The sequence below is a fragment of the Collinsella sp. CLA-ER-H11 genome (genome assembly GCF_040092445.1).
Taxonomy (GTDB): domain Bacteria; phylum Actinomycetota; class Coriobacteriia; order Coriobacteriales; family Coriobacteriaceae; genus Collinsella.
This window is the reverse complement of record NZ_JBBNLN010000003.1, coordinates 45,726-64,143: the sequence shown is the minus strand read 5'-3', so window position 1 is coordinate 64,143 and position 18,418 is coordinate 45,726. Positions and strand designations below refer to the sequence as shown.

The 18,418-nt window shown below is 61.4% G+C and carries 18 protein-coding genes; 16 read left to right on the top strand and 2 right to left on the bottom strand.

All coding sequences use genetic code 11. From position 1 onward, the window contains the following. Positions 1–5 precede the first annotated feature (5 nt). From recG to ffh, 12 genes are all read left to right on the top strand, one after another. Entirely contained in the window at positions 6–2,183 is a 2,178-nt protein-coding gene (gene recG / locus AAAX35_RS03080) for an ATP-dependent DNA helicase RecG (protein ID WP_349116716.1), read from the top strand. Next, on the top strand, positions 2,180–2,836 hold the full coding sequence (gene rsmD / locus AAAX35_RS03075; protein ID WP_349116715.1) for a 16S rRNA (guanine(966)-N(2))-methyltransferase RsmD: 657 nt from the start codon (positions 2,180–2,182) through the stop codon (positions 2,834–2,836). The genes recG and rsmD overlap by 4 nt, the downstream gene beginning before the upstream one ends. Further along, the gene (coaD, locus tag AAAX35_RS03070) at positions 2,829–3,326 is read left to right on the top strand and encodes a pantetheine-phosphate adenylyltransferase (RefSeq protein ID WP_349116714.1); all 498 of its coding nucleotides are present in this window, start codon (positions 2,829–2,831) and stop codon (positions 3,324–3,326) included. The genes rsmD and coaD overlap by 8 nt, the downstream gene beginning before the upstream one ends. A gap of 68 nt (positions 3,327–3,394) precedes the next feature. Beyond that, positions 3,395–3,892 (top strand): ATPase, encoded by a 498-nt coding sequence (locus tag AAAX35_RS03065; RefSeq protein WP_040358176.1) that lies wholly within the window; start codon positions 3,395–3,397, stop codon positions 3,890–3,892. After that, entirely contained in the window at positions 3,892–4,446 is a 555-nt protein-coding gene (locus tag AAAX35_RS03060) for a DUF177 domain-containing protein (RefSeq protein WP_349116713.1), read from the top strand. The genes AAAX35_RS03065 and AAAX35_RS03060 overlap by 1 nt, the downstream gene beginning before the upstream one ends. Before the next feature lie 64 nt (positions 4,447–4,510). Continuing rightward, positions 4,511–4,690: a 50S ribosomal protein L32 gene (rpmF, locus tag AAAX35_RS03055; protein WP_022094017.1), complete on the top strand. Its 180-nt coding sequence runs from the start codon at positions 4,511–4,513 to the stop codon at positions 4,688–4,690. Between the two features lie 87 nt (positions 4,691–4,777). Further along, a complete protein-coding gene (gene plsX / locus AAAX35_RS03050) occupies positions 4,778–5,797 on the top strand; it encodes a phosphate acyltransferase PlsX (protein ID WP_349116712.1) in 1,020 nt (339 codons plus the stop codon). A 124-nt stretch (positions 5,798–5,921) separates the two neighbouring features. Beyond that, positions 5,922–6,164: an acyl carrier protein gene (locus AAAX35_RS03045; protein ID WP_055286398.1), complete on the top strand. Its 243-nt coding sequence runs from the start codon at positions 5,922–5,924 to the stop codon at positions 6,162–6,164. Between the two features lie 3 nt (positions 6,165–6,167). Continuing rightward, positions 6,168–6,893 (top strand): ribonuclease III, encoded by a 726-nt coding sequence (rnc, locus tag AAAX35_RS03040; protein WP_349116710.1) that lies wholly within the window; start codon positions 6,168–6,170, stop codon positions 6,891–6,893. A 10-nt stretch (positions 6,894–6,903) separates the two neighbouring features. Further along, complete coding sequence (smc, locus tag AAAX35_RS03035; protein WP_349116709.1) at positions 6,904–10,440, top strand: chromosome segregation protein SMC; 3,537 nt, start codon at positions 6,904–6,906, stop codon at positions 10,438–10,440. Continuing rightward, complete coding sequence (gene ftsY / locus AAAX35_RS03030) at positions 10,440–11,357, top strand: signal recognition particle-docking protein FtsY (RefSeq protein ID WP_349116708.1); 918 nt, start codon at positions 10,440–10,442, stop codon at positions 11,355–11,357. The genes smc and ftsY overlap by 1 nt, the downstream gene beginning before the upstream one ends. A gap of 10 nt (positions 11,358–11,367) precedes the next feature. After that, entirely contained in the window at positions 11,368–12,843 is a 1,476-nt protein-coding gene (gene ffh / locus AAAX35_RS03025) for a signal recognition particle protein (protein ID WP_349116707.1), read from the top strand. Positions 12,844–12,963: 120 nt separating this feature from the next. Here the strand turns inward: ffh and AAAX35_RS03020 are convergent, their stop codons facing one another. Continuing rightward, a complete protein-coding gene (locus AAAX35_RS03020; protein ID WP_349116706.1) occupies positions 12,964–13,728 on the bottom strand; it encodes a NifB/NifX family molybdenum-iron cluster-binding protein in 765 nt (254 codons plus the stop codon). Between the two features lie 165 nt (positions 13,729–13,893). Here AAAX35_RS03020 and thyA point away from each other — a divergent pair, with 165 nt between their 5' ends. From thyA to AAAX35_RS03000, 4 genes are all read left to right on the top strand, one after another. Beyond that, entirely contained in the window at positions 13,894–14,742 is an 849-nt protein-coding gene (thyA, locus tag AAAX35_RS03015; protein WP_349116705.1) for a thymidylate synthase, read from the top strand. A 9-nt stretch (positions 14,743–14,751) separates the two neighbouring features. Continuing rightward, entirely contained in the window at positions 14,752–15,270 is a 519-nt protein-coding gene (locus tag AAAX35_RS03010) for a dihydrofolate reductase (RefSeq protein ID WP_349116704.1), read from the top strand. A gap of 109 nt (positions 15,271–15,379) precedes the next feature. Beyond that, a complete protein-coding gene (locus AAAX35_RS03005) occupies positions 15,380–16,294 on the top strand; it encodes an RNA methyltransferase (protein ID WP_349116703.1) in 915 nt (304 codons plus the stop codon). A gap of 125 nt (positions 16,295–16,419) precedes the next feature. After that, positions 16,420–17,769 (top strand): MATE family efflux transporter, encoded by a 1,350-nt coding sequence (locus tag AAAX35_RS03000; RefSeq protein ID WP_161115832.1) that lies wholly within the window; start codon positions 16,420–16,422, stop codon positions 17,767–17,769. 85 nt (positions 17,770–17,854) lie between these two features. Here AAAX35_RS03000 and AAAX35_RS02995 read toward each other — a convergent pair whose 3' ends face one another. Continuing rightward, entirely contained in the window at positions 17,855–18,340 is a 486-nt protein-coding gene (locus AAAX35_RS02995; RefSeq protein ID WP_349116702.1) for a cob(I)yrinic acid a,c-diamide adenosyltransferase, read from the bottom strand. Positions 18,341–18,418: the final 78 nt, after the last annotated feature.

The following is an 18,418-nucleotide window of genomic DNA, read 5'->3' as shown; positions in this document are numbered from 1 at the left end:
TGCCCATGTCCGAGCTCTGCTCCGTGCCGCGCGTCTCGGAGCGCTTTGCCCAGAGCAATGCGCTCGACGAGGATATCGCGCGACTCAAATATGTTTCGGGTAAACGTGAGGAGGCCCTTCGCCGTCTGGGAATTAGGACGGTGGGGGACCTCCTTCTCCATATTCCTCATCGATACCTCGACTTTACCCGTTCGTGGTCCATCGAGATGGCGCCCATCGGTACCGTGTGCACCATCATCGCCACGGTCGACCGCATCGTCCAAAAGCAGCCGCGTCCGCGCATGCAGGTGACCGAGGTATCGCTGGTGGACGAGACGGGCGTGTTGCAGGTCGCCTTTTTCCGCCAGCCCTGGATTGCCCAGCAGCTTAAACAGGGCGACCGCCTGGCCGTGATGGGCAAGGTCGAGTTTGCCTACGGTTTTAAGCAGATGGCCTCGCCGCACTTTGAAAAGCTCGATGACGGGCGTGCTGCGGGCACCATCCTGCCGGTCCATTACGTGAGCGATGGCGTGAGCCAGGCGTGGATGCGCCGCATCGTAAGCGGCGCGCTCGAGGTCGTCGGCAATCCGTTCGATCCGATTCCCGCGCCGCTGCGCGCAAAGCGGAAGCTCATGAGCAATGCCCGCGCGTTGCGTTCGATCCACTTTCCATCGAGTATGGCAGAGCGCGATATCGCGCGCGCACGGCTTGCCTACGAGGAGTGCCTCTACCTGCAGCTGGCGCTGCGCCTGCGCAACGTCGGCGGCCTGGTCGATGTGGTTCCCTATGCCCACACCGCGGGCGAGCACCTGGCCGCGCTTAAGCAAGCCCTGCCGTTTTCGCTGAGCGACGAGCAGGAGACCGCGTTCCAAGATATCCTGCGCGATATGTGCGATGGTGGGCGCGTGATGAACCGCCTGCTGCTGGGCGATGTCGGTACCGGTAAGACCGCCGTTGCCGCCTGCGCTCTGGCTGTGGCTGCCGATAGCGGTACGCAGGCCTGCGTTATGGCGCCCACGGGCGTGTTGGCGCGCCAATATGCCGATAAGACCGGCCCTCTGCTCTCGCAGGCGGGCATGTCCTGGGCGCTTCTGACGGGTGCCACGCCGGCCTCAGAGCGCGAGCAGATCCATGCCCAGCTTGAATCGGGCGAGCTCGACGTCCTCTTTGGAACCCACGCGGTGCTTTCGGATAACGTTGCGTTCAATCATCTGTCGCTTGTCGTCATCGACGAGCAGCACCGGTTTGGCGTTGGCCAACGCAACGCCCTACGCGCGAAGGGCCCCGGTGCGGACCTGCTCGTTATGACGGCGACACCGATCCCGCGTACGCTGGCGCTTTCGGTCTACGGCGATCTGGACACGAGTATCATCCGCCATCGGCCCGTCCCTGGCGCTGGCGTGACGACACGCGTGCTCACCGAGTCGAGCCGCGACCTCGCCTATGGCGCCATCCGCGAGGCGCATGAAAAGGGTCAGCAGGCCTACGTGATTTGCCCGCTCGTGGAGCCGAGTGACTCGGCCGATGAGCTTGAAGACGTGCCCGGTATCGCCCGCGACGACGAGGGCCGCGTGACCGTGCCTGTGCCGCTGCACGATACGGCGACCGAGCTCGATCGCCTGCGTCTGGCGTTGCCGGGTCTTGCCATCGAGCGCCTTCACGGCCGTATGCCAGCGGGGGAGAAGGATCGCGTGATCGACGCCTTCAAGCGTGGCGAGATTGACGTGCTCGTCTCGACTACGGTGGTCGAGGTGGGCGTCGACGTGCCCAACGCCACCGTCATGGTCATCGAGAACGGTGAGCGGTTTGGCTTGGCGGCGCTGCATCAGCTACGCGGTCGCGTGGGCCGCGGCAGCGTGTCGGGCACGTGCCTGGTCATGACGCACTCCAAGGGCAACGGCGGCGCCTCGGCGGCGCAAGACCGTCTCCAGTCGCTCGAAAAGACTTCGGACGGCTTTACGCTCGCCCAGATGGACCTGCGTCTGCGCCACGAGGGCGAAATCCTGGGGTACCGTCAGCACGGTGGCGTGACCTTGCGCTTTGTGGACCTGGATGCCGATGAGGACCTTATCGAATGGGCCCATTTGGACGCGGTCGAGCTCTTGCGGTATGCTTGCAACCTTGACTCTGTGGCGACGCGTCCCTTGCGCGAGGCGGTCGCCATGCGTTATCGACATATCTTTAAGGAGGTCAGCGGAGGATGAGAATCATCGGCGGCGAATGGCGCGGTCGTAAGATCGAGGAGCCCCGTGGTCGCGATGTCACCCGCCCCACGACTGATCGCGTGCGCGAGTCGTGCGCATCTATGGTCATGTCGGCATTCGATTTCGATTTGGACGAGGTTCGTGTGCTGGACGCCTTTGGCGGCTCCGGTGCCTTAGGGTTAGAGATGCTCTCTCGTGGGGCCCGCTCGCTCACGACGTTTGAGATCGATCGCAACGCCGCGCGGCTCATTACCAAGAATATCGAGTCGCTCTGCCGTGACCGTGCGCGTTGGCGTGTGGTCACGGGCGACATGCTGGCAAGTGCCTCGCGCGGTCGTGTACCGGGCGGCCCCTTTGATTTGGTCCTGCTCGACCCGCCCTATGCTTTTGGTGCCGAGCCGGTCGAGGAAATGCTGCAGAACCTGGCTCAGCAGGGTCTGCTTGCGCCTGGCGCTTATGCCCTGTTTGAGCATGCCTCCGCCGATGCGGGCGCGCATCCGGCAGGCTTTGAGACTGTACGTGAGAAGCGCTACGGCATTACCTCGGTCGACCTGCTTCGTTGGGTCGGCGATGACGACGGTGAGGACGATAGTGCCGTCACCGATGCCGATAACAACGATGCCACGACGTTTCAGGAGGACGCCCATGAATGACACCATCAACCGCGTGATCGTCCCGGGCACCTTCGATCCCATCACGTTTGGCCATATCGATGTGATCCGCCGCGCCCGCCGCATCTTTCCCAGTGTGATCGTCGCTGTTGCAGAGTCGCAGGGTAAAAACGGTGTGGGCACCACGTTTATGCTCGATGAGCGCGTGGCGCTGGTCCGCGAGGCGCTCGGTAATATCGACGGCGTCGAAGTCCTGCCCTTTACCGGCCTCTTGGTCGACTTCGCTCGTGAGCAGGGGGCGGGGGCCGTGGTCAAGGGCCTGCGCGCCATGACCGACTTTGAGTATGAGCTGCAGCAGGCCGACCTCAATTATCGCTTGGATAGCGAGCTGGAGTCCATCTTTGTCATGAGTGCTCCGCAGTACGGTTACATCTCGAGCTCGGTCGTTCGCCAGATCGCCTCGCTCGGCAGCGATGTATCGACGTTTGTGCCGCCCAACGTGGTCGAAGCGCTCAGACATCGCTTTTCGTGACGTTTTTTATTGCCTGGTGGCATGTGGTAAACTAGCACGATGATATGTTACCTATGAAAGGAGACCGGATGCCGGGCGAGAATTTTCCTGGCGATAGGATCGTCAGCTTGGTCGATGAGCTCGAAGGGCTGATCGAGGAAGCCAAGCCGCCTTTCGGCAAGAACGCTCAGTTCAAGGTCATCGACGCCGACGTGTTCTTTAATATCCTCGACGAGATCCGCATGAGCTATCCCGAGGAGTGGCAGAAGTCCCGCCGTATCCTTAAGGAGCGCGAGGAGCTTATGGCTTCCGCCGCCGCTCAGGCTGATTCCATCATCGCCGACGCTCAGCAGCAGGCCCTCACCATTGCCGGTGAGCAGGAGATCGTCCGCCTTGCGCAGCAGCAGGCCGACGACATCCGCGATCGTGCCCAGCAGTACGAGCGCGAGACGCGTTATGCTGCCGAGGACTACGCGGAGCAGGTCTTTACGCACCTGGAGGAGAACCTCAAGAGCCTGACTGGCACCGTTACCCGTTGCCGTCAGCAGCTCAACGAGGGTGCCGCCCAACAGAATGGTCAGTGGTAATGGCTGAGTTTCCGAGCGTTACCGTCGATCTTTCCGAGCAGCTCGAGTTTCCTGGAGATTCGTATCCGCTGACCGGTAAGGTCGATGTCGCCACCTACACGGTGGGCGAGAAGGATTACCAGCTTCAGGACGGCATCGACTACGACGTTGTCTTTACCAATGCCGGTACCGGTGTCTTGCTCACGGGCATGGTCCGCGCGCGCGCCACCGGCGAGTGCGACCGTTGCCTGGAGCCCGCTTCGTTTGATATTGCCGGTGAGATCGAGGAGTTCTACCTCTTTGATGAGCCCGAGGATCCCGAGGCCTACGAGGACGGCTATGAGCTCCTGGGTGAGGACCGCATCGTCGATCTGGGCGAGCCCATCAATGACGCGGTCGTTATGGACACGCCGTTTGTGGTGCTTTGCAAGCCCGATTGTCGCGGTCTGTGCCCCACTTGCGGTTGCAATCTTAACGTCGAGCAATGCGATTGCGCCGCCCAGGCAGAGGCAGAATGGGCCGCTGCCACGGAAAATCCATTTGCAGCATTGAAGAATCTCAAGCTTGATGAGTAAAACTGTGGTAGTATCGCTACTTGCGCGTAATCGCCACACTGGATAGTTCATAAGGAAGGTCACTATGCCCGTACCTAAACAAAAGCAGGGTCGTATCCGCACTCACACCCGTCGTTCCGCCAACATGAAGATCTCGGCTGCGGCTCAGTCCACGTGCCCCCGTTGCGGCGCTGTCAAGCTTCCGCACCACGTGTGCCCCAGCTGCGGTTTCTACAAGGACCGCGAGGTTATCGTTACCGAGTAACGGTATACTCTGGATGCGATGCCGTTCCAAATGGAACCACAATGGCCGGCTCAATGAGTCGGCCATTTTTGTATAAGGAGCATGTATATGAGTAACGTTCGCGTTTGTGTAGACGTTGTGGGCGGAGACGAGAAACCTCAGGTTGTTCTCGATGGTATCGAGGCTGCGCTTGCTGCCGATCCCGATATCGAGGTCTTGGCAGCTGGCCCCGCCGAAATCGTCAATCCCTTTGCAGCTTCCCATGCACGTGTTGAGGCCCTTGAGGCACCTGACGTTATCGCCATGGATGACGATCCCATTCGCGCCGTGATGACCAAGCGTAAGTCGTCGATCGTGCTTTCTTGCCGCGCCATTAAGAAGGGTAACGCGGATGCGTTCTTCTCCGCCGGCTCGACCGGTGCCATGACCGCCGCTGCCACCGCCTACGTGACGCCGTTTAGGTATCAGCCCGAAGGCAAGAAGCAGCCGGTGCGCCCCTGTCTGACCAATGCGCTGCCCAATCGCGCCGGCGGTCTGACGGTGCTGTGCGACATGGGTGCCAACCCCGATGTCGAGGTTGACGATATGGTGCGCTTTGCGCAGATGGGCAGCGCCTATGCCCGCGTCGTCCTGGGCATCGAGCATCCCCGCGTGGGCCTGCTTGCCAACGGCACCGAGGACGAGAAGGGTTCCAACTTTACCAAGGCCTGTTTCCCTGCTATGAAGGCCGCCGTTCCCGGGTTTGTTGGTAACTGCGAGGGCACCGATCTTACGTCGGGCAATTTTGACGTCGTGGTTGCCGACGGCATGTCGGGCAACATCGCGCTCAAGGCCACTGAGGGCGCTGCCAAGTTTTTGCTGCAGGAACTCAAGGGTGTCTTTATGTCTTCGCTTGGCACCAAGATCGCCGCGCTGCTCATTAAAAAGCAGATGCGCGAGATTAAGGCCAAGCTCTCTGGCGACGCCAAGGGCGGCGCGATTCTTTTGGGCCTGCGCGGCGTGGTCCTGATCGGCCATGGCGCCACCTCGGTCGAGGCTGTCAAAAACGGTACGCTCGCGGCGGCCGAAGCCGTGCGCGCCGGGCTGGTCGAGAATGTCGCCAACTCTATGGACGGTATCGTTTTATAAGAGCGAGTTAGAGCGCTGTTATGTGCTTCGCGGCGCACGTCGTGGGGTAGAATCAGAACCGTGTCTTGGTACCGCCCGGGCGGTACCATTCTTTTGGTATTCATGCACTATGAGAGGAAGCGCTATGGACCGCTCCGAAATCTTCGACAAGATCGCCGAGGTCGCTGCTGACGTTCTGGGCGTCGATGTTGCCGAAATTAGCGAGGAGACCACCTTTGACGACCTCGATGCCAACTCGCTCGAGCGCCTGCAGCTGGTTACGGCTATCGAGGACGAGTTCAACCTCGAGATCGATGACGAGACCCTGCTCTCGCTCAACTCTGTCGCCGACGCCGTCGACGCTATCGAAGCTGCCAAGGAGGCCTAAGTCTTGGCTTTATCCGAACGACTTACGCGCGCCCAGGAAATCCTGGGCCACGAGTTCAACAATAAGGTGCTGCTGCGCGTGGCGCTTACGCATCCCTCGGCAGTCGAGGGCCAGCCGGTTTCTGCCAGCTATGAGCGCCTTGAGTTCTTGGGCGATTCCATTTTGGGCGCTGTGGTCGCACGCTCCCTGTTTGAGTCCTATCCGGAGTTTGACGAGGGCAAGCTCACGCGCTTGAAGGTGTCGCTTGTCTCGGGCGCTACGCTGTCCGAAGTTTCTCACGAGCTGGGCATCGACGACATCATCATCTTTGGTGCCTCCGAGACCGGTACCGGTGCGCGCGGCCTGCATTCGGCCCTCGAGAACGTCTATGAGTCGCTCGTGGGCGCGTTGTACCTGGATGCCGGCTGGGATGCGGCGGCGGAGTTCATTCACCGTACGCTTAAGCCGCATTTGGCTTCCGAGCGTGCCGAGCATCCTGCGAATCCCAAGTCGTTTTTGCAGGAGTGCGTGCAAGCCGACGGTCACGAGCCCCCGGCGTATAAGCTCGTTGGCTCCGAGGGCCCGGCGCATGCGCCCACCTTTACCGCCGTGGTGTTGATCGATGGTATTCGTCAGGGTCGCGGCTCCGGCTCCTCAAAGAAAGAAGCCGAGGGAGCCGCTGCTCTCGAGGCGCTTGACCGCATGGGCTACACCACCAACGGCGTGATTCTCAACAAGAAGCCTGTTTAAGCGAGGAACCGTGTATCTCAAGTCCCTCACGCTCAAAGGGTTCAAGTCGTTTGCCGACCGCGCCCATATGACGTTTGAGCCGGGCCTGACCGTCATCGTCGGTCCCAACGGCTCGGGAAAATCGAACATCTCTGACTCGATTCTGTGGGTCCTGGGCGAGCAGAGCGCCAAGCAGCTGCGCGGCCAGGCCATGGAGGATGTCATCTTCTCGGGCTCGTCAGCGCGCAAGCCGGTGGGTGTCGCCGAGGTCACGCTGGTGCTCGATAACTCGGACCATATGCTGCCCGTCGACTTTGACGAGGTCGCCATCACCCGTCGCATGTATCGCTCGGGCGAAAGCGAGTACCTCATCAACTCGAGTCCGTGCCGCCTGATGGACATTCAGGACATCCTGCACGATTCGGGCCTGGGCAAGGATACGCATTCCATCATCAGCCAGGGCAAGCTCGACGCCATTTTGCAGAGCCGCCCCGAGGAGCGCCGCGCCCTCATCGAGGAGGCCGCCGGCATCTCCAAGCACAAGCGCCGCAAGGAGCGTGCGCTCAAAAAGATTAAGTCAATGGACGAGCACCTGACGCGTGCCCGCGACATCAATAAGGAAATCGCCCGCCAGCTGCGACCGCTGGAGCGTCAGGTCGATCGCGCGCGCAAGTACAAAGAGCTGTCCTCGCGCGCGAACGAGCTTACGCAGATGCTGGCCGTTGACGAGCTGCGTTCGCTGCAGTCGCAGTGGAACGACCTGGAGAGCCGCTCCAAGGAAGGTGCCGCCGAGCTTGAGCTTGCGCAGTACCGCTTGGGCGAAAAGGAGCGCGAGCTCGAGAAGCTTCAGGTCATGCTCGAGGAAAAGGGCCTGTTTGTGGGCGACCTAGGCGAGCAGCGCCGTCATATGCAAGATGTGGTCGGCCGCATTAACTCCGACATGCGCCTGCTCGAGGAAAAGGGCCACAACATGGTGTCGCGCCTGTCTGACATGCGCGGGCAGATTTCGAGCTCCGAGCATCAGCGTCGTCGCGTGGTCGAGGAGCTCGAGGACGCGCGTGCGCAGCTTGAGGAAGTGACCGGTGCGCACATGCAGGCCCAGGAGGACGTTGACGCCGCTGGTCCTGCTGCCGCTGAGCTCCACGAGCGGCGCGTGGCGCTCGACAATCAGATTTTGCAGCTTACGCGTGAGCAACGCGATGTGCAGCGCGTGGCCGACAACGCCGCGCTCGAGCTCGCCAAGGTGAAGGACTCGCTGAGCAACGCTGAGGTCGAGGACAACATGTATGTCTCGCGCCTGGAGCAGATTGACGAGCAGCTCGAGGAGGTCACGGCCTCGCTCGAGAGCCGTCGCAACCGCGCAGAGGAGCTTGAGGGTGCTCTTGAGGAAGCGCGCCAGGCCCAGGTCGATGCGCGTGAGGCCACCGAGGTCGCCCGTGCGGCGCTGAAGGACTTGCGTGCCCGCGAGAGCGAGGCGCGTAACAAGTTATCCGAGGTGCGCTCGGAGCTTGCCAGCCAAAAGAAGCTTGATGCCCGCATGGCCGACAGCTCGCCGCTCGTGAGCCGTCTGGTGGGTGCGTTGGGCGATGATGTCTCGGGTCGTCTGGGCGACGTGTTCGAGGCCCCGCGCGAGCTTGAGGGCCTGGTGGAGCAGCTACTTGCCGGCGATATCGATGCCCTGTTGTTTGATGACGCCGCCGCGCTTGAGCGTGCCGGTCGTGCGGCTCTGGACCAAAAGAAGGCCTCGGGTGAGGCGCTGCTGGTGGCGTGCGGCGTGAGCGGCTCTGTTGCCTCCGAGGGCGCTGCCGGTTCGCGTCTGGTCGATCGCCTTTCCGTGCGTGCCGGTTATGGCCCGATTGTCGAGGCGCTGCTCGGTGGCTATTACGTGGTCGATGACTTGGCTGCCGCGCTGGCTGCGCCTGTCGTTGACGGTGTGACCTATGTGACCCCCGATGGCGCCCGCGTAAGCTGTGGCGGCCTTGTGCGCGTGGGCCTCGATGCCGGCGAGGCGTCGGGTGCCCTGGAGCGCAAGCGTCGCATTCGCGAGCTGGAGGGCCTGGAGCCCGATTTGGCTGCCGTGTTTGAGCATGTGTCGGATCAGGTCGTCGAGGCCAATGCGGCCGTTGAGGAAGCGCGTGCCGCTGAGGGCGATGCCGCCGGCGAGATCGCCCGTCTTGAGGGCGAGCGCCGCTCGTTGCTCTCCGAGATCGGCCGCTTGGAGCAAAGCGCCAACAATGCCGAGGTCGAGCGCGTGCGCATCTCCAAGCGCCGCGAGCAGGCCTCCGAAGCCGTTCGTGCTGCGCGCCCGCGCGTTGACGAGCTCACCCGTTCGCGCGACGAGGCCCGTGCGCAGGCAAGCGACCTGGGTCTCCAGATTGCCGAGGCCAACGACGAACTCGACCGCGTTCGCCGTGACGACTCCGAGGCCGCCGGAAAGCTCGCCGACGCCAAGGTGCGCCTGGCCCAGACGAGCGAGCGCCTGCGTTCGCTGAAGGGCCGCGTGCCCGACCTTGAGCATCGCCTGGAGGGCATCGACCGCCGTATCCGCGGAACACGCCAGGCCTCGCGCTCACTCGAGCTGCTGCGCCTGCGCGTCGATCCCATGCACGAGCGATATTCGGCCCTGTTGGAACGCGCGTCGGATTGGGCAGCTCGCCTGCGTGACCAGGCCTCTCTGGAGGAGGCGGACTCCGCTTCGCTCAAGAAGACCATCGAGGACGCCAAGGCAGAGGTTGCTCGCGCTAAGGAGCGGGTCGATACCGCCTCCGCCACGCAAAACGAGTTTAAGGTCGCACGCGGCAAGCTCGAGGTGCAGGTAGAGGCCGCCATTAAGGCCATTACCGCCGATGGCACCACGGTACTCGAGGAAGCGCTCATGCTTCCTGCTCCTACCGACCGCGATGCCGCCGAACGTGAGCTCAACCAGCTTGTGCGCCAGATCAACAACCTGGGTCCTGTGAACCAGGTTGCTATGGAGGAGTACGAGCAGCTCAAGCGCCGCGCCGATTACATCGAGGAGCAGCTGGCCGATCTGGAGAGCGCGCGCAAGGCGCTCACCAAGATCACGGTGGCCATTGATCGCAAGATGCGCAAGGCGTTCCTGGTGACGTTTGAGAAGGTCGATGCGAACTTCCGCGAGATCTTCGCCATGCTGTTCCCGGGCGGCCTGGCACATCTGGAGATGACCGACCCCGAGCATCCGGCCGAGACGGGCATCGAGGTCGTGGCGCAGCCGCGCGGCAAGCGCATCACCAAGATGATGCTCATGTCGGGCGGCGAGAAGAGCCTGACGGCGCTCGCTCTGCTCTTTGCCGTTTACCGCACGCGCACGGTGCCGTTCTATGTGCTGGACGAGGTCGAGGCGGCGCTCGACGACGCCAACTTGTCCAAGCTTATCGGTGCCCTTGATGTGCTACGTTCCGATACGCAGCTCTTGGTCATTTCGCATCAGCGCCGTACTATGGAGGACGCTGACGTTCTCTACGGCGTCTCGATGCAAGCTGACGGCGTCAGTCGCGTCGTCTCGCAAAAACTCGATCGCGAAACCGGAAAGGTCGTGAATGCATAATGGGATTCTTTGACGCTCTCTCGCGCGGACTTGAGCGCAGTCGTGAGGCCCTCAACGAGGTCTTTTACTTTGGCGGCGAGGTCGACGAGGATTTTTGGGAGGACCTTGAGGACACCCTCGTTATGGGTGACATGGGTGCCGAGGTCGCCATTCAGGTCTCCGATGACCTGCGCGATGCCGCGGCTAAGAAGAACCTCAAGACCGCCCCGCAACTCCGTCGCGCCCTGGCCGAGCAGCTCGAGCAGCACTTTGTGCCCATCGAGCGCGATCCGTTCTCCGATACGCCGAGCTGCGTGCTGTTTGTGGGCATTAACGGTGCCGGCAAGACCACGACGGTCGGTAAGATCGCGAGCGCCATGGCCTCCCGCGGCAAGAACGTCGTGATCGGTTCGGCCGATACCTTCCGCGCTGCCGCTATCGAGCAGCTCGATGTGTGGGGCCAGCGCGCTGGCGTCCCCGTCATCAAGCGCGACCGCGGCTCCGATCCGGCAAGCGTGTGCTATGACGTGCTCAACGAGGCCGACAAGCGCGGCAGCGACCTGGTGCTTATCGATACCGCCGGCCGTCTGCACACGAGTCCCGAGCTTATGCGCGAGCTTGCTAAGGTGGTCAACGTGACCCGTAAGCGCGCCGCCAATATGGCCGCCGGCCCCATGCCCGTCTATGTCGTGCTCGTGATTGATGCCGCCACCGGCCAAAATGGCCTCAACCAAGCGCTCGAGTTTAACGAGGCTCTGGGCCTGGACGGTATTATCATGACAAAGCTCGACGGCACGGCAAAAGGCGGTATCGCCATGGCCGTGGCCGAGAAGCTCAAGCTCCCGATCCTGCGCATCGGCGTGGGCGAGCAGGTCGATGACCTGCAGGAGTTTAATGCCAAAGATTTCTGCCGCGCCCTGGTGGGCGAGTCCAACTAAGGAGTGACTAGTGTTTGATTCTCTGAGCGATCGCCTCAACGACACATTTGACCGCCTGCGCGGCAAGGGCAAGCTGACCGAGGCCGATATCACCTCGGCCATGCGCGACATCCGCATGGCGCTGCTCGAGGCCGACGTCAACTTCAAGGTCGTTAAGGAGTTCGTTGCCAAGACCAAGGAGCGCTGCATGACCGCCGAGGTCATGGAGTCGCTGTCGCCGGCGCAAAACGTCGTCAAGATCGTGCTCGACGAGCTCACCGAGATGCTCGGTTCCACCGAGAGCAAGCTCGTCTTTAGCAACCGCATTCCCAACGTCATTATGCTCGTGGGCCTGCAGGGCTCCGGTAAGACCACGGCAGCCGTAAAGCTGGCCTACCTGCTCAAGAAGCAGGGCCGCTCGCCGCTGCTCGCCGCGTGCGACGTCTACCGTCCCGCCGCTGCCGACCAGCTTGCCACGCTCGGTGGCGAGATCGGCGTTCCGGTCTTCCGCGGTGACGGCGAGCACCCGGTCGATATCGCCAAGGGCGCCATCCAGGAGGCTGTCGACCACCTGCGCGACGTGGTCATCGTCGATACCGCCGGTCGTCTGCAGATCGACGAGCAGATGATGCAGGAGGCCGTGGACATCAAGAAGGCCGTCAAGCCCGATCAGGTGCTGATGGTCGTCGATGCCATGACCGGCCAGGATATCGTCAACGTCGTCTCGACGTTTGCCGAGCGCACCGACTTTGACGGCGTGATCATCTCCAAGCTCGACGGCGACGCCCGTGGCGGCGGCGCGCTTTCCGTGCGTCAGGTGACCGGCAAGCCCATCAAGTTCGTGAGCATGGGCGAGAAGCCCGATTCGCTGGAGCCGTTCTACCCCGACCGCATGGCCAAGCGCATCTTGGGCATGGGCGATGTTGTCGGCATCATCGAGAAGGCCCAGGAGGCGGCTGACGCCGAGCAGCTCGAGGCTGCCGAGCGCATGCTGCGCGAGGGCTTTACCATGAACGACATGCTCGACCAGATGAAGGCCGTCAAGAAGATGGGCGGCATGAAGGGCATTCTGGGTATGCTTCCCGGCGGCCAGCGCGCACTCAACCAGATGGGTGGCAACCTGGACGAGGGCATCTTCGATAAGAACGAGGCCATCATCATGTCGATGACTAAGGAGGAGCGCCTGCGTCCCTCCATCATCAACGGCCAGCGCCGCGCGCGTATCGCCAAGGGAGCCGGCGTGACGCCCACCGAGGTTAACAGCCTTATGAAGCAGTGGGGCGAGATGAATAAGATGATGGGCCGCATGCGCACGATGGCCAATCAGGCACAGGCCGGCGGCAAAAAGGGCAAAAAGGGAAAGAAGGGCAAGAGGATGCGCATGCCCAATATCCCTGGCCTGGACGCTATGGGTCTGGGCGGCATGGGCGACCTGGGTACGGGCGGTCCCAAGTCCGATATGGAGCTGCTGCGCCAGATGGAAGCGCAGATGCGTAATAAGAAATAGAGCTGTAATTCCAACTTGATATGGCAAAGGCCACTCGGAAGCTACCGGGTGGCCTTTGTTGTTGGCTTTGATTGTGGGGTTGCGTTTAGCGTCGCGCCCCGAGCTCGCGGTGCCGTGCCGTTAGCGGCAGCCGCAGCCCTCGTGGCCCTCGTGCTCGTGATGGCCGTGGCAGCCGCAGGACTCGCCATGCTCGTGGGTGTGCTCGTGGTCGTGGCCATGGCAGTCGCAGGTGGCCTCGCCGGTCTGAGCGAGCGTGCCGGCAATGAGGGCCTCGACGCAAGCGTCGCAGCTGCCCTGGGCGCCTGCGTATACCGTGATGCCGGCTTGGGCAAGCGCGTTGATAGCGCCACCGCCGATGCCGCCGCAGATGAGCGTGTCCACGCCGCCGTTGGCGAGCAGGCCCGCCAGGGCGCCGTGACCGGTGCCGCCGGTGCCCACGACCTGCTCGTTGAGCACCCTGCCGTCCTGAATGTCGTAGATCTTGAACTGCTCGCTGCGGCCAAAGTGCATAAAGATGTTGCCGTTGTCGTACGTGGTTGCCACCCTCATGGTGTCGACCTCCTTTGCTGGCCATGCGGCCGTCGTCGTGGCGATGGGGGAGTACGCGATATTGCCACCTTCGATACACAGTGCGCGCCCGTTGACCAGCGCGTTTGCCACCTTGCGATGCGCGCGACTGCTAATGGCCGCCACCGTGGCTCGTGCGACGCCCATGTGCAGGGCGACGGCCTCCTGATTGAGGCCTTCCAGGTCGCACAGGCGCAGGACCTCGAGTTCGTCGACCGTCATGTCGATGGCATCGCCGCTCGCCAGGCCATCGGGGGTAAATCTGCGATATTCGGGGATGATCCCGACGCGGCGCAATTTTTCGCGTCTTCCTGCCATGCACACTCCTTATCAGACATATGTCAACAATAGAATAGCGAACGTGCGGATTTGCGCAAGGAATTTCTGTCATATGTCAGAAAATGAGTGCTTATGTTTGGGCTGTGGGGCCGCGTGCGCCTGGGCTACAATGAATCTCGCTTGTAGGGACTGATAGGAGGGTCAATGAGCAAGGCTGATCAACAGTTTGTAACCATGTGCCGAGATATCTTGGACCATGGCACCACCACCGAGGGCCAAAAGGTCCGCCCGGTGTGGGAGGACGGCACCCCTGCCTATACTATTAAAAACTTTGGCGTTACGGCACGCTACGACCTGCGCGAGGAGTTTCCGGCGCTTACCCTGCGTCGTACGGCCCTCAAATCTGCCATGGATGAGATCCTGTGGATCTATCAGAAGAAGTCCAATAACGTGCATGACCTCAACAGCCATATTTGGGATGAGTGGGCCGACGAGACCGGTTCCATCGGCAAAGCCTACGGGTATCAGATTGGGCAGAAGAGCCATTATGCCGAGGGTGACTTCGATCAGATGGACCGTGTACTGTACGACCTCAAGCATACGCCGTACAGCCGCCGCATCATGACCAACACGTACGTGTTCAGCGATCTGTCCGAGATGCATCTGTATCCGTGCGCCTACAGCGTGACCTATAACGTCACGCAGCGTCCGCAGGACGACAAGCCAACACTCAATATGATTCTCAACCAGCGCAGTCAGGACATTTTGGCCGCGAACAATTGGAATGTGTGCCAGTACGCCATTTTGCTGATGATGGTCGCGCAGTCGGTCGATATGTTCGCTGGCGAGCTGCTGCACGTGATCGCCGATGCTCATATTTACGACCGTCATGTCGATATCGTCCGCGAGCTTATCGAGCGTCCGCAGTTTGCGGCCCCCAAGGTAACGCTCAACCCCGATGTGCATGACTTCTATTCGTTTACGACCGATGACCTGATCGTCGAGGGCTATGAGCACGGCCCGCAGGTCAAGAACATCCCCATTGCGGTGTAGGTGACGCTCATGACTTGTAAGCTATCTGCCATCGTCGCCGTGTGTGACGACTGGGGCATTGGGTGCGAGGGCGACATGGTGGTGTCCAATCGCGCCGATATGCGCCATTTTGTGGCGTGCACCAAGTGTTGCCCGGTTATTATGGGGCGCAAGACGCTGCTGAGTTTTCCTGGCGGGCGTCCGCTTAAGAACCGCCGCAACATTGTGCTCACGCGCGATGAGGATTTTGCGCCCGAGGGTGTCGACGTGGTGCATAGCATTGACGAGGCCCTGGCCGCCGTGGCTGATGAACCCGTTGCGTGGGTGATTGGCGGCGGCGAGGTGTATCGCCAGTTTTTGCCGTATTGCGTCGAGGCCGAGGTTACGCATGACCATTGCGTGCATGACGTGGATACGTACTTTCCCGATTTGGATGCCGATCCCGCGTGGGAGATTGCGCAGCGCAGCGGGGTCGCGACGATTGCCGCCGGCGAGGGTGATGAGGGTGTCGATTATGAGTTCGTGACGTATCGTCGCGTTGAGGCGTAAAACGCCTGGCGTGAACGGTATCATCGGGTTGATTGAATGCATGGGGCGGCGCATAGCGTCGCCTCGTTTGGTATAGATGTGCTGTAAAGAAGGGTGCGGGCAGGCTGCTATGACTGATGCCGTTGAGGTGCTGCGAATTGATTCGCTCGAGGATGAGCGGCTCGACGCCTACGTGCGACTGACCGAGCGCGAGCTGCGCTGCGTGCTGGAGCCGCAAAAGGGTATCTTTATCGCCGAGAGTGCCAAGGTTATCGAGCGCGCGGTGCGTGCCGGATACGAGCCGGTGAGCTTTCTTTTGGGTGAACGCTGGCTCGACCAGATGATGCCGCTGTTTGAGCGCCTGGTTGTGCGCGAGGGCGCAGGTCCGGTTCCTGTGTTCGTGGCCTCTATGGAGCTCATGGAGCAGCTGACGGGCTTTAACGTGACGCGCGGTGCGCTCGCGGCGTTCCGTCGCCCGCGGCAGATTCCGGTAGCCGAGTTCTTGGGTGGCGTCGTCGAGGCGGCGGGGGAGCGCCCGGTGCGCGTATGCGTGCTCGAGGGTATTGTCGACCATACTAATGTGGGTGCGATTTTCCGCTCGGCGGCAGCGTTGAATGTTGACGGTATTTTGGTCAGTCCTACGTGCTGCGATCCGCTGTATCGTCGCTCGGCTCGTGTGAGCATGGGCACGGTGTTTCAGGTGACGTGGACTCGTATTGGCAGCGAGGCGCGCGTATGGCCGCACGACGGCCTGGCGGCGCTGCACAATGCCGGGTTCTCCTGTGCCGCCATGGCACTGACGGACAACTCCGTTTCGCTGGACGATCCTGCGCTGCAGGAGATCGACCGACTGGCGATTTTTATGGGTACCGAGGGTGCCGGCTTGGGTGCCAAGACCATTGCGGGCTGCGACCGGGCCGTGCGCATTCCGATGGCGCATGGGGTCGATTCGCTCAACGTGGCCGCGGCGAGTGCCGTCGCCTTTTGGCAGCTGTGCCCGCATGTGAGCAATGAGTATCACTACCAGCCGGGGCTGTATCACTAGGCAGATAGTTCGCACCGGGCTCTGATTCGGGGTGTTTCGGTCGACGCCGGTCGGTGCTAAGCTGGTATTGGCTTTGGTTTTAATTTGCTGTTTTGTCGGTTGACGTGCGCTTTTGGGGAGGGCGTGTGGCTAAGAAATCTACGGCTATCGATGTAACGCAGGGTGTCATTTGGCAGCAGCTGCTTTCGCTGTGCGTTCCCATCTTCTTTAGCTCGTTTTTTCAGCAGGCCTACACGCTTATCGGTACCTATATCGTCGGCCAGTTTGGCGGCAAGCTCGCATTGGGCGGCATCCAGGCCACGATGGTGCTCACCGAGCTCTGCATTGGCTTTTGCGTTGGCGTCGGCGCCGGCTGCGCGGTCATTACCGGTCAGTATTTTGGCCAGCACGATGATGAGCGACTGAGTCGTTCGGTCCATACGGCCATGACGCTCGCGCTGGTGGGCGGTATCGTTTTCTCGATTCTTGGCATAGTGTTCGTTGAACCCATGCTGGTGCTTATGAACACACCGCATGAATTATTGGCCGAGGGCGTGGCCTATGCTCGTTGCTATTTTGCCGCTATGGTTGCGGCGCTGCTGCTCAATATGGGAACAGCACTGCTGCGCGCCGTGGGCGACACGCGCGGACCTGCTGTGATCATCGCTTCCGGCTGCCTTGTTAATGCGGTGCTGGATGTCATCTTCGTTGCCGTGCTTCATATGGAGGCTCTGGGCTGCGGCATCGCGGTGGCGCTGACCATTTGCTCCAACGCCACGATGATCGTGATTCGCATGATGCACGCACCGGGTGCGTGGCGGCTTTCGCTGTCCAAACTCGGCATTGATCCTGGCATTTGTAAGAGCATGATCTCGTGTGGTCTGCCGCTTGGCTTTCAGTCTGCTGCGTATTCGATTTCCAACGTTTTGATTCAGGTGTCGGTCAACTCGTTTGGCGCCGATGTCACCACGGCGTGGGGTCTTTCGGGCCGTTTGGATGGCATTGTCTGGATGGTTACCGAGGCGCTTGGCGTGTCGATCACCACGTTCTCGGCACAGAACTTTGGCGCGCGCAACTACGAGCGCATGCGCAAGGGCTACCATACGTCGCTCGTGCTGTCGTTTATGCTCATTGGTGGCCTGTCTGCCGTGCTGCTGGTGTTCTCGGGTCCGTTGTCGCGTCTGTTTGTCGACGATGCTTCGATTTCGGCGTACACCACGACGATTCTTCATTTCATCGCGCCGTTCTACGCGATCTTCTCGATTATCGAAAACGCGTCGGGCTCTATCCGCGGCGCCGGCGTGAGCTTGCAGCCCATGCTGCTCACGATTTTTGGCACCGTCGTGCTCAGGGTGATCTGGGTGTTTGCGATTATGCCGTTTGATCCGTCCCTTGAGCACCTGCTGCTGGTTTACCCCGTAACCTGGCTTATCACGGCTACGATGTTCACCATCTACCACCACAGCGGCAACTGGCTCGGCCGCGCCACCGCCTAATGATCCCTTGGGGACGGAGGATAACGGATCATTGCTTTCCTCCGTGATGTCGATGATCCGTTTTCCTCCGTCCCCTTCGGATCAATTAGTATTCGATGCCTTGGCGGGCTAGGAGGCCTTCGTCGAAGTAATGTTTGATGGGGCGCATTTCTGTGACCAGGTCGGCGAGGTCGGCCAGCGGCAGCAGCCCGCGGCCGGTTAGCACGAGCTCCGTGGTGGCGGGCTTTATCGCGATCAACGCTTCGACATCCCCGCGCGTCACGAAGCCGCGGCGCATGGCCTCGCCGAGTTCGTCCAGAATGAGCACGTCGACCTGCGAGATCTGTTCGCGTGCAAGTTCCATGATCTGTGCGGCGCAAGCCTCGGGCGTGTCACGGTCGGCCTGTACAATGCGCAGTCCCAGGCGCGGTGCGGCATCGTGTTCGGCGCAGTGTAGCTTCTTGGCAAACTGCAGCATGAGCACGTTAAGTCCATAGCCCGTGGCGCGCAGCGCGAGCCCCAGCGCGGCCGTCGTCTTGCCCTTGCCGTCGCCCGTATAGATTTGAACCTTGCCGACTTCCAGTGATGCCATCTCTGTCCTTTCGTGCCCGGCGTAGGTTTATCGCCGTCTGGGTTGGGTATTCTAGATAGCATTATCAACCCCAGTAGA

Bases quoted from the DNA above. Each gene is read 5' to 3' on its own strand.
- recG (WP_349116716.1), top strand. From the start codon at position 6: ATGTCCGAGCTCTGCTCCGTGCCGCGCGTCTCGGAGCGCTTTGCCCAG.
- rsmD (WP_349116715.1), top strand. From the start codon at position 2,180: ATGAGAATCATCGGCGGCGAATGGCGCGGTCGTAAGATCGAGGAGCCC.
- coaD (WP_349116714.1), top strand. From the start codon at position 2,829: ATGAATGACACCATCAACCGCGTGATCGTCCCGGGCACCTTCGATCCC.
- AAAX35_RS03065 (WP_040358176.1), top strand. From the start codon at position 3,395: ATGCCGGGCGAGAATTTTCCTGGCGATAGGATCGTCAGCTTGGTCGAT.
- AAAX35_RS03060 (WP_349116713.1), top strand. From the start codon at position 3,892: ATGGCTGAGTTTCCGAGCGTTACCGTCGATCTTTCCGAGCAGCTCGAG.
- rpmF (WP_022094017.1), top strand. From the start codon at position 4,511: ATGCCCGTACCTAAACAAAAGCAGGGTCGTATCCGCACTCACACCCGT.
- plsX (WP_349116712.1), top strand. From the start codon at position 4,778: ATGAGTAACGTTCGCGTTTGTGTAGACGTTGTGGGCGGAGACGAGAAA.
- AAAX35_RS03045 (WP_055286398.1), top strand. From the start codon at position 5,922: ATGGACCGCTCCGAAATCTTCGACAAGATCGCCGAGGTCGCTGCTGAC.
- ftsY (WP_349116708.1), top strand. From the start codon at position 10,440: ATGGGATTCTTTGACGCTCTCTCGCGCGGACTTGAGCGCAGTCGTGAG.
- AAAX35_RS03020 (WP_349116706.1), bottom strand. From the start codon at position 13,728: ATGGCAGGAAGACGCGAAAAATTGCGCCGCGTCGGGATCATCCCCGAA.
- thyA (WP_349116705.1), top strand. From the start codon at position 13,894: ATGAGCAAGGCTGATCAACAGTTTGTAACCATGTGCCGAGATATCTTG.
- AAAX35_RS03010 (WP_349116704.1), top strand. From the start codon at position 14,752: ATGACTTGTAAGCTATCTGCCATCGTCGCCGTGTGTGACGACTGGGGC.
- AAAX35_RS03005 (WP_349116703.1), top strand. From the start codon at position 15,380: ATGACTGATGCCGTTGAGGTGCTGCGAATTGATTCGCTCGAGGATGAG.
- AAAX35_RS02995 (WP_349116702.1), bottom strand. From the start codon at position 18,340: ATGGCATCACTGGAAGTCGGCAAGGTTCAAATCTATACGGGCGACGGC.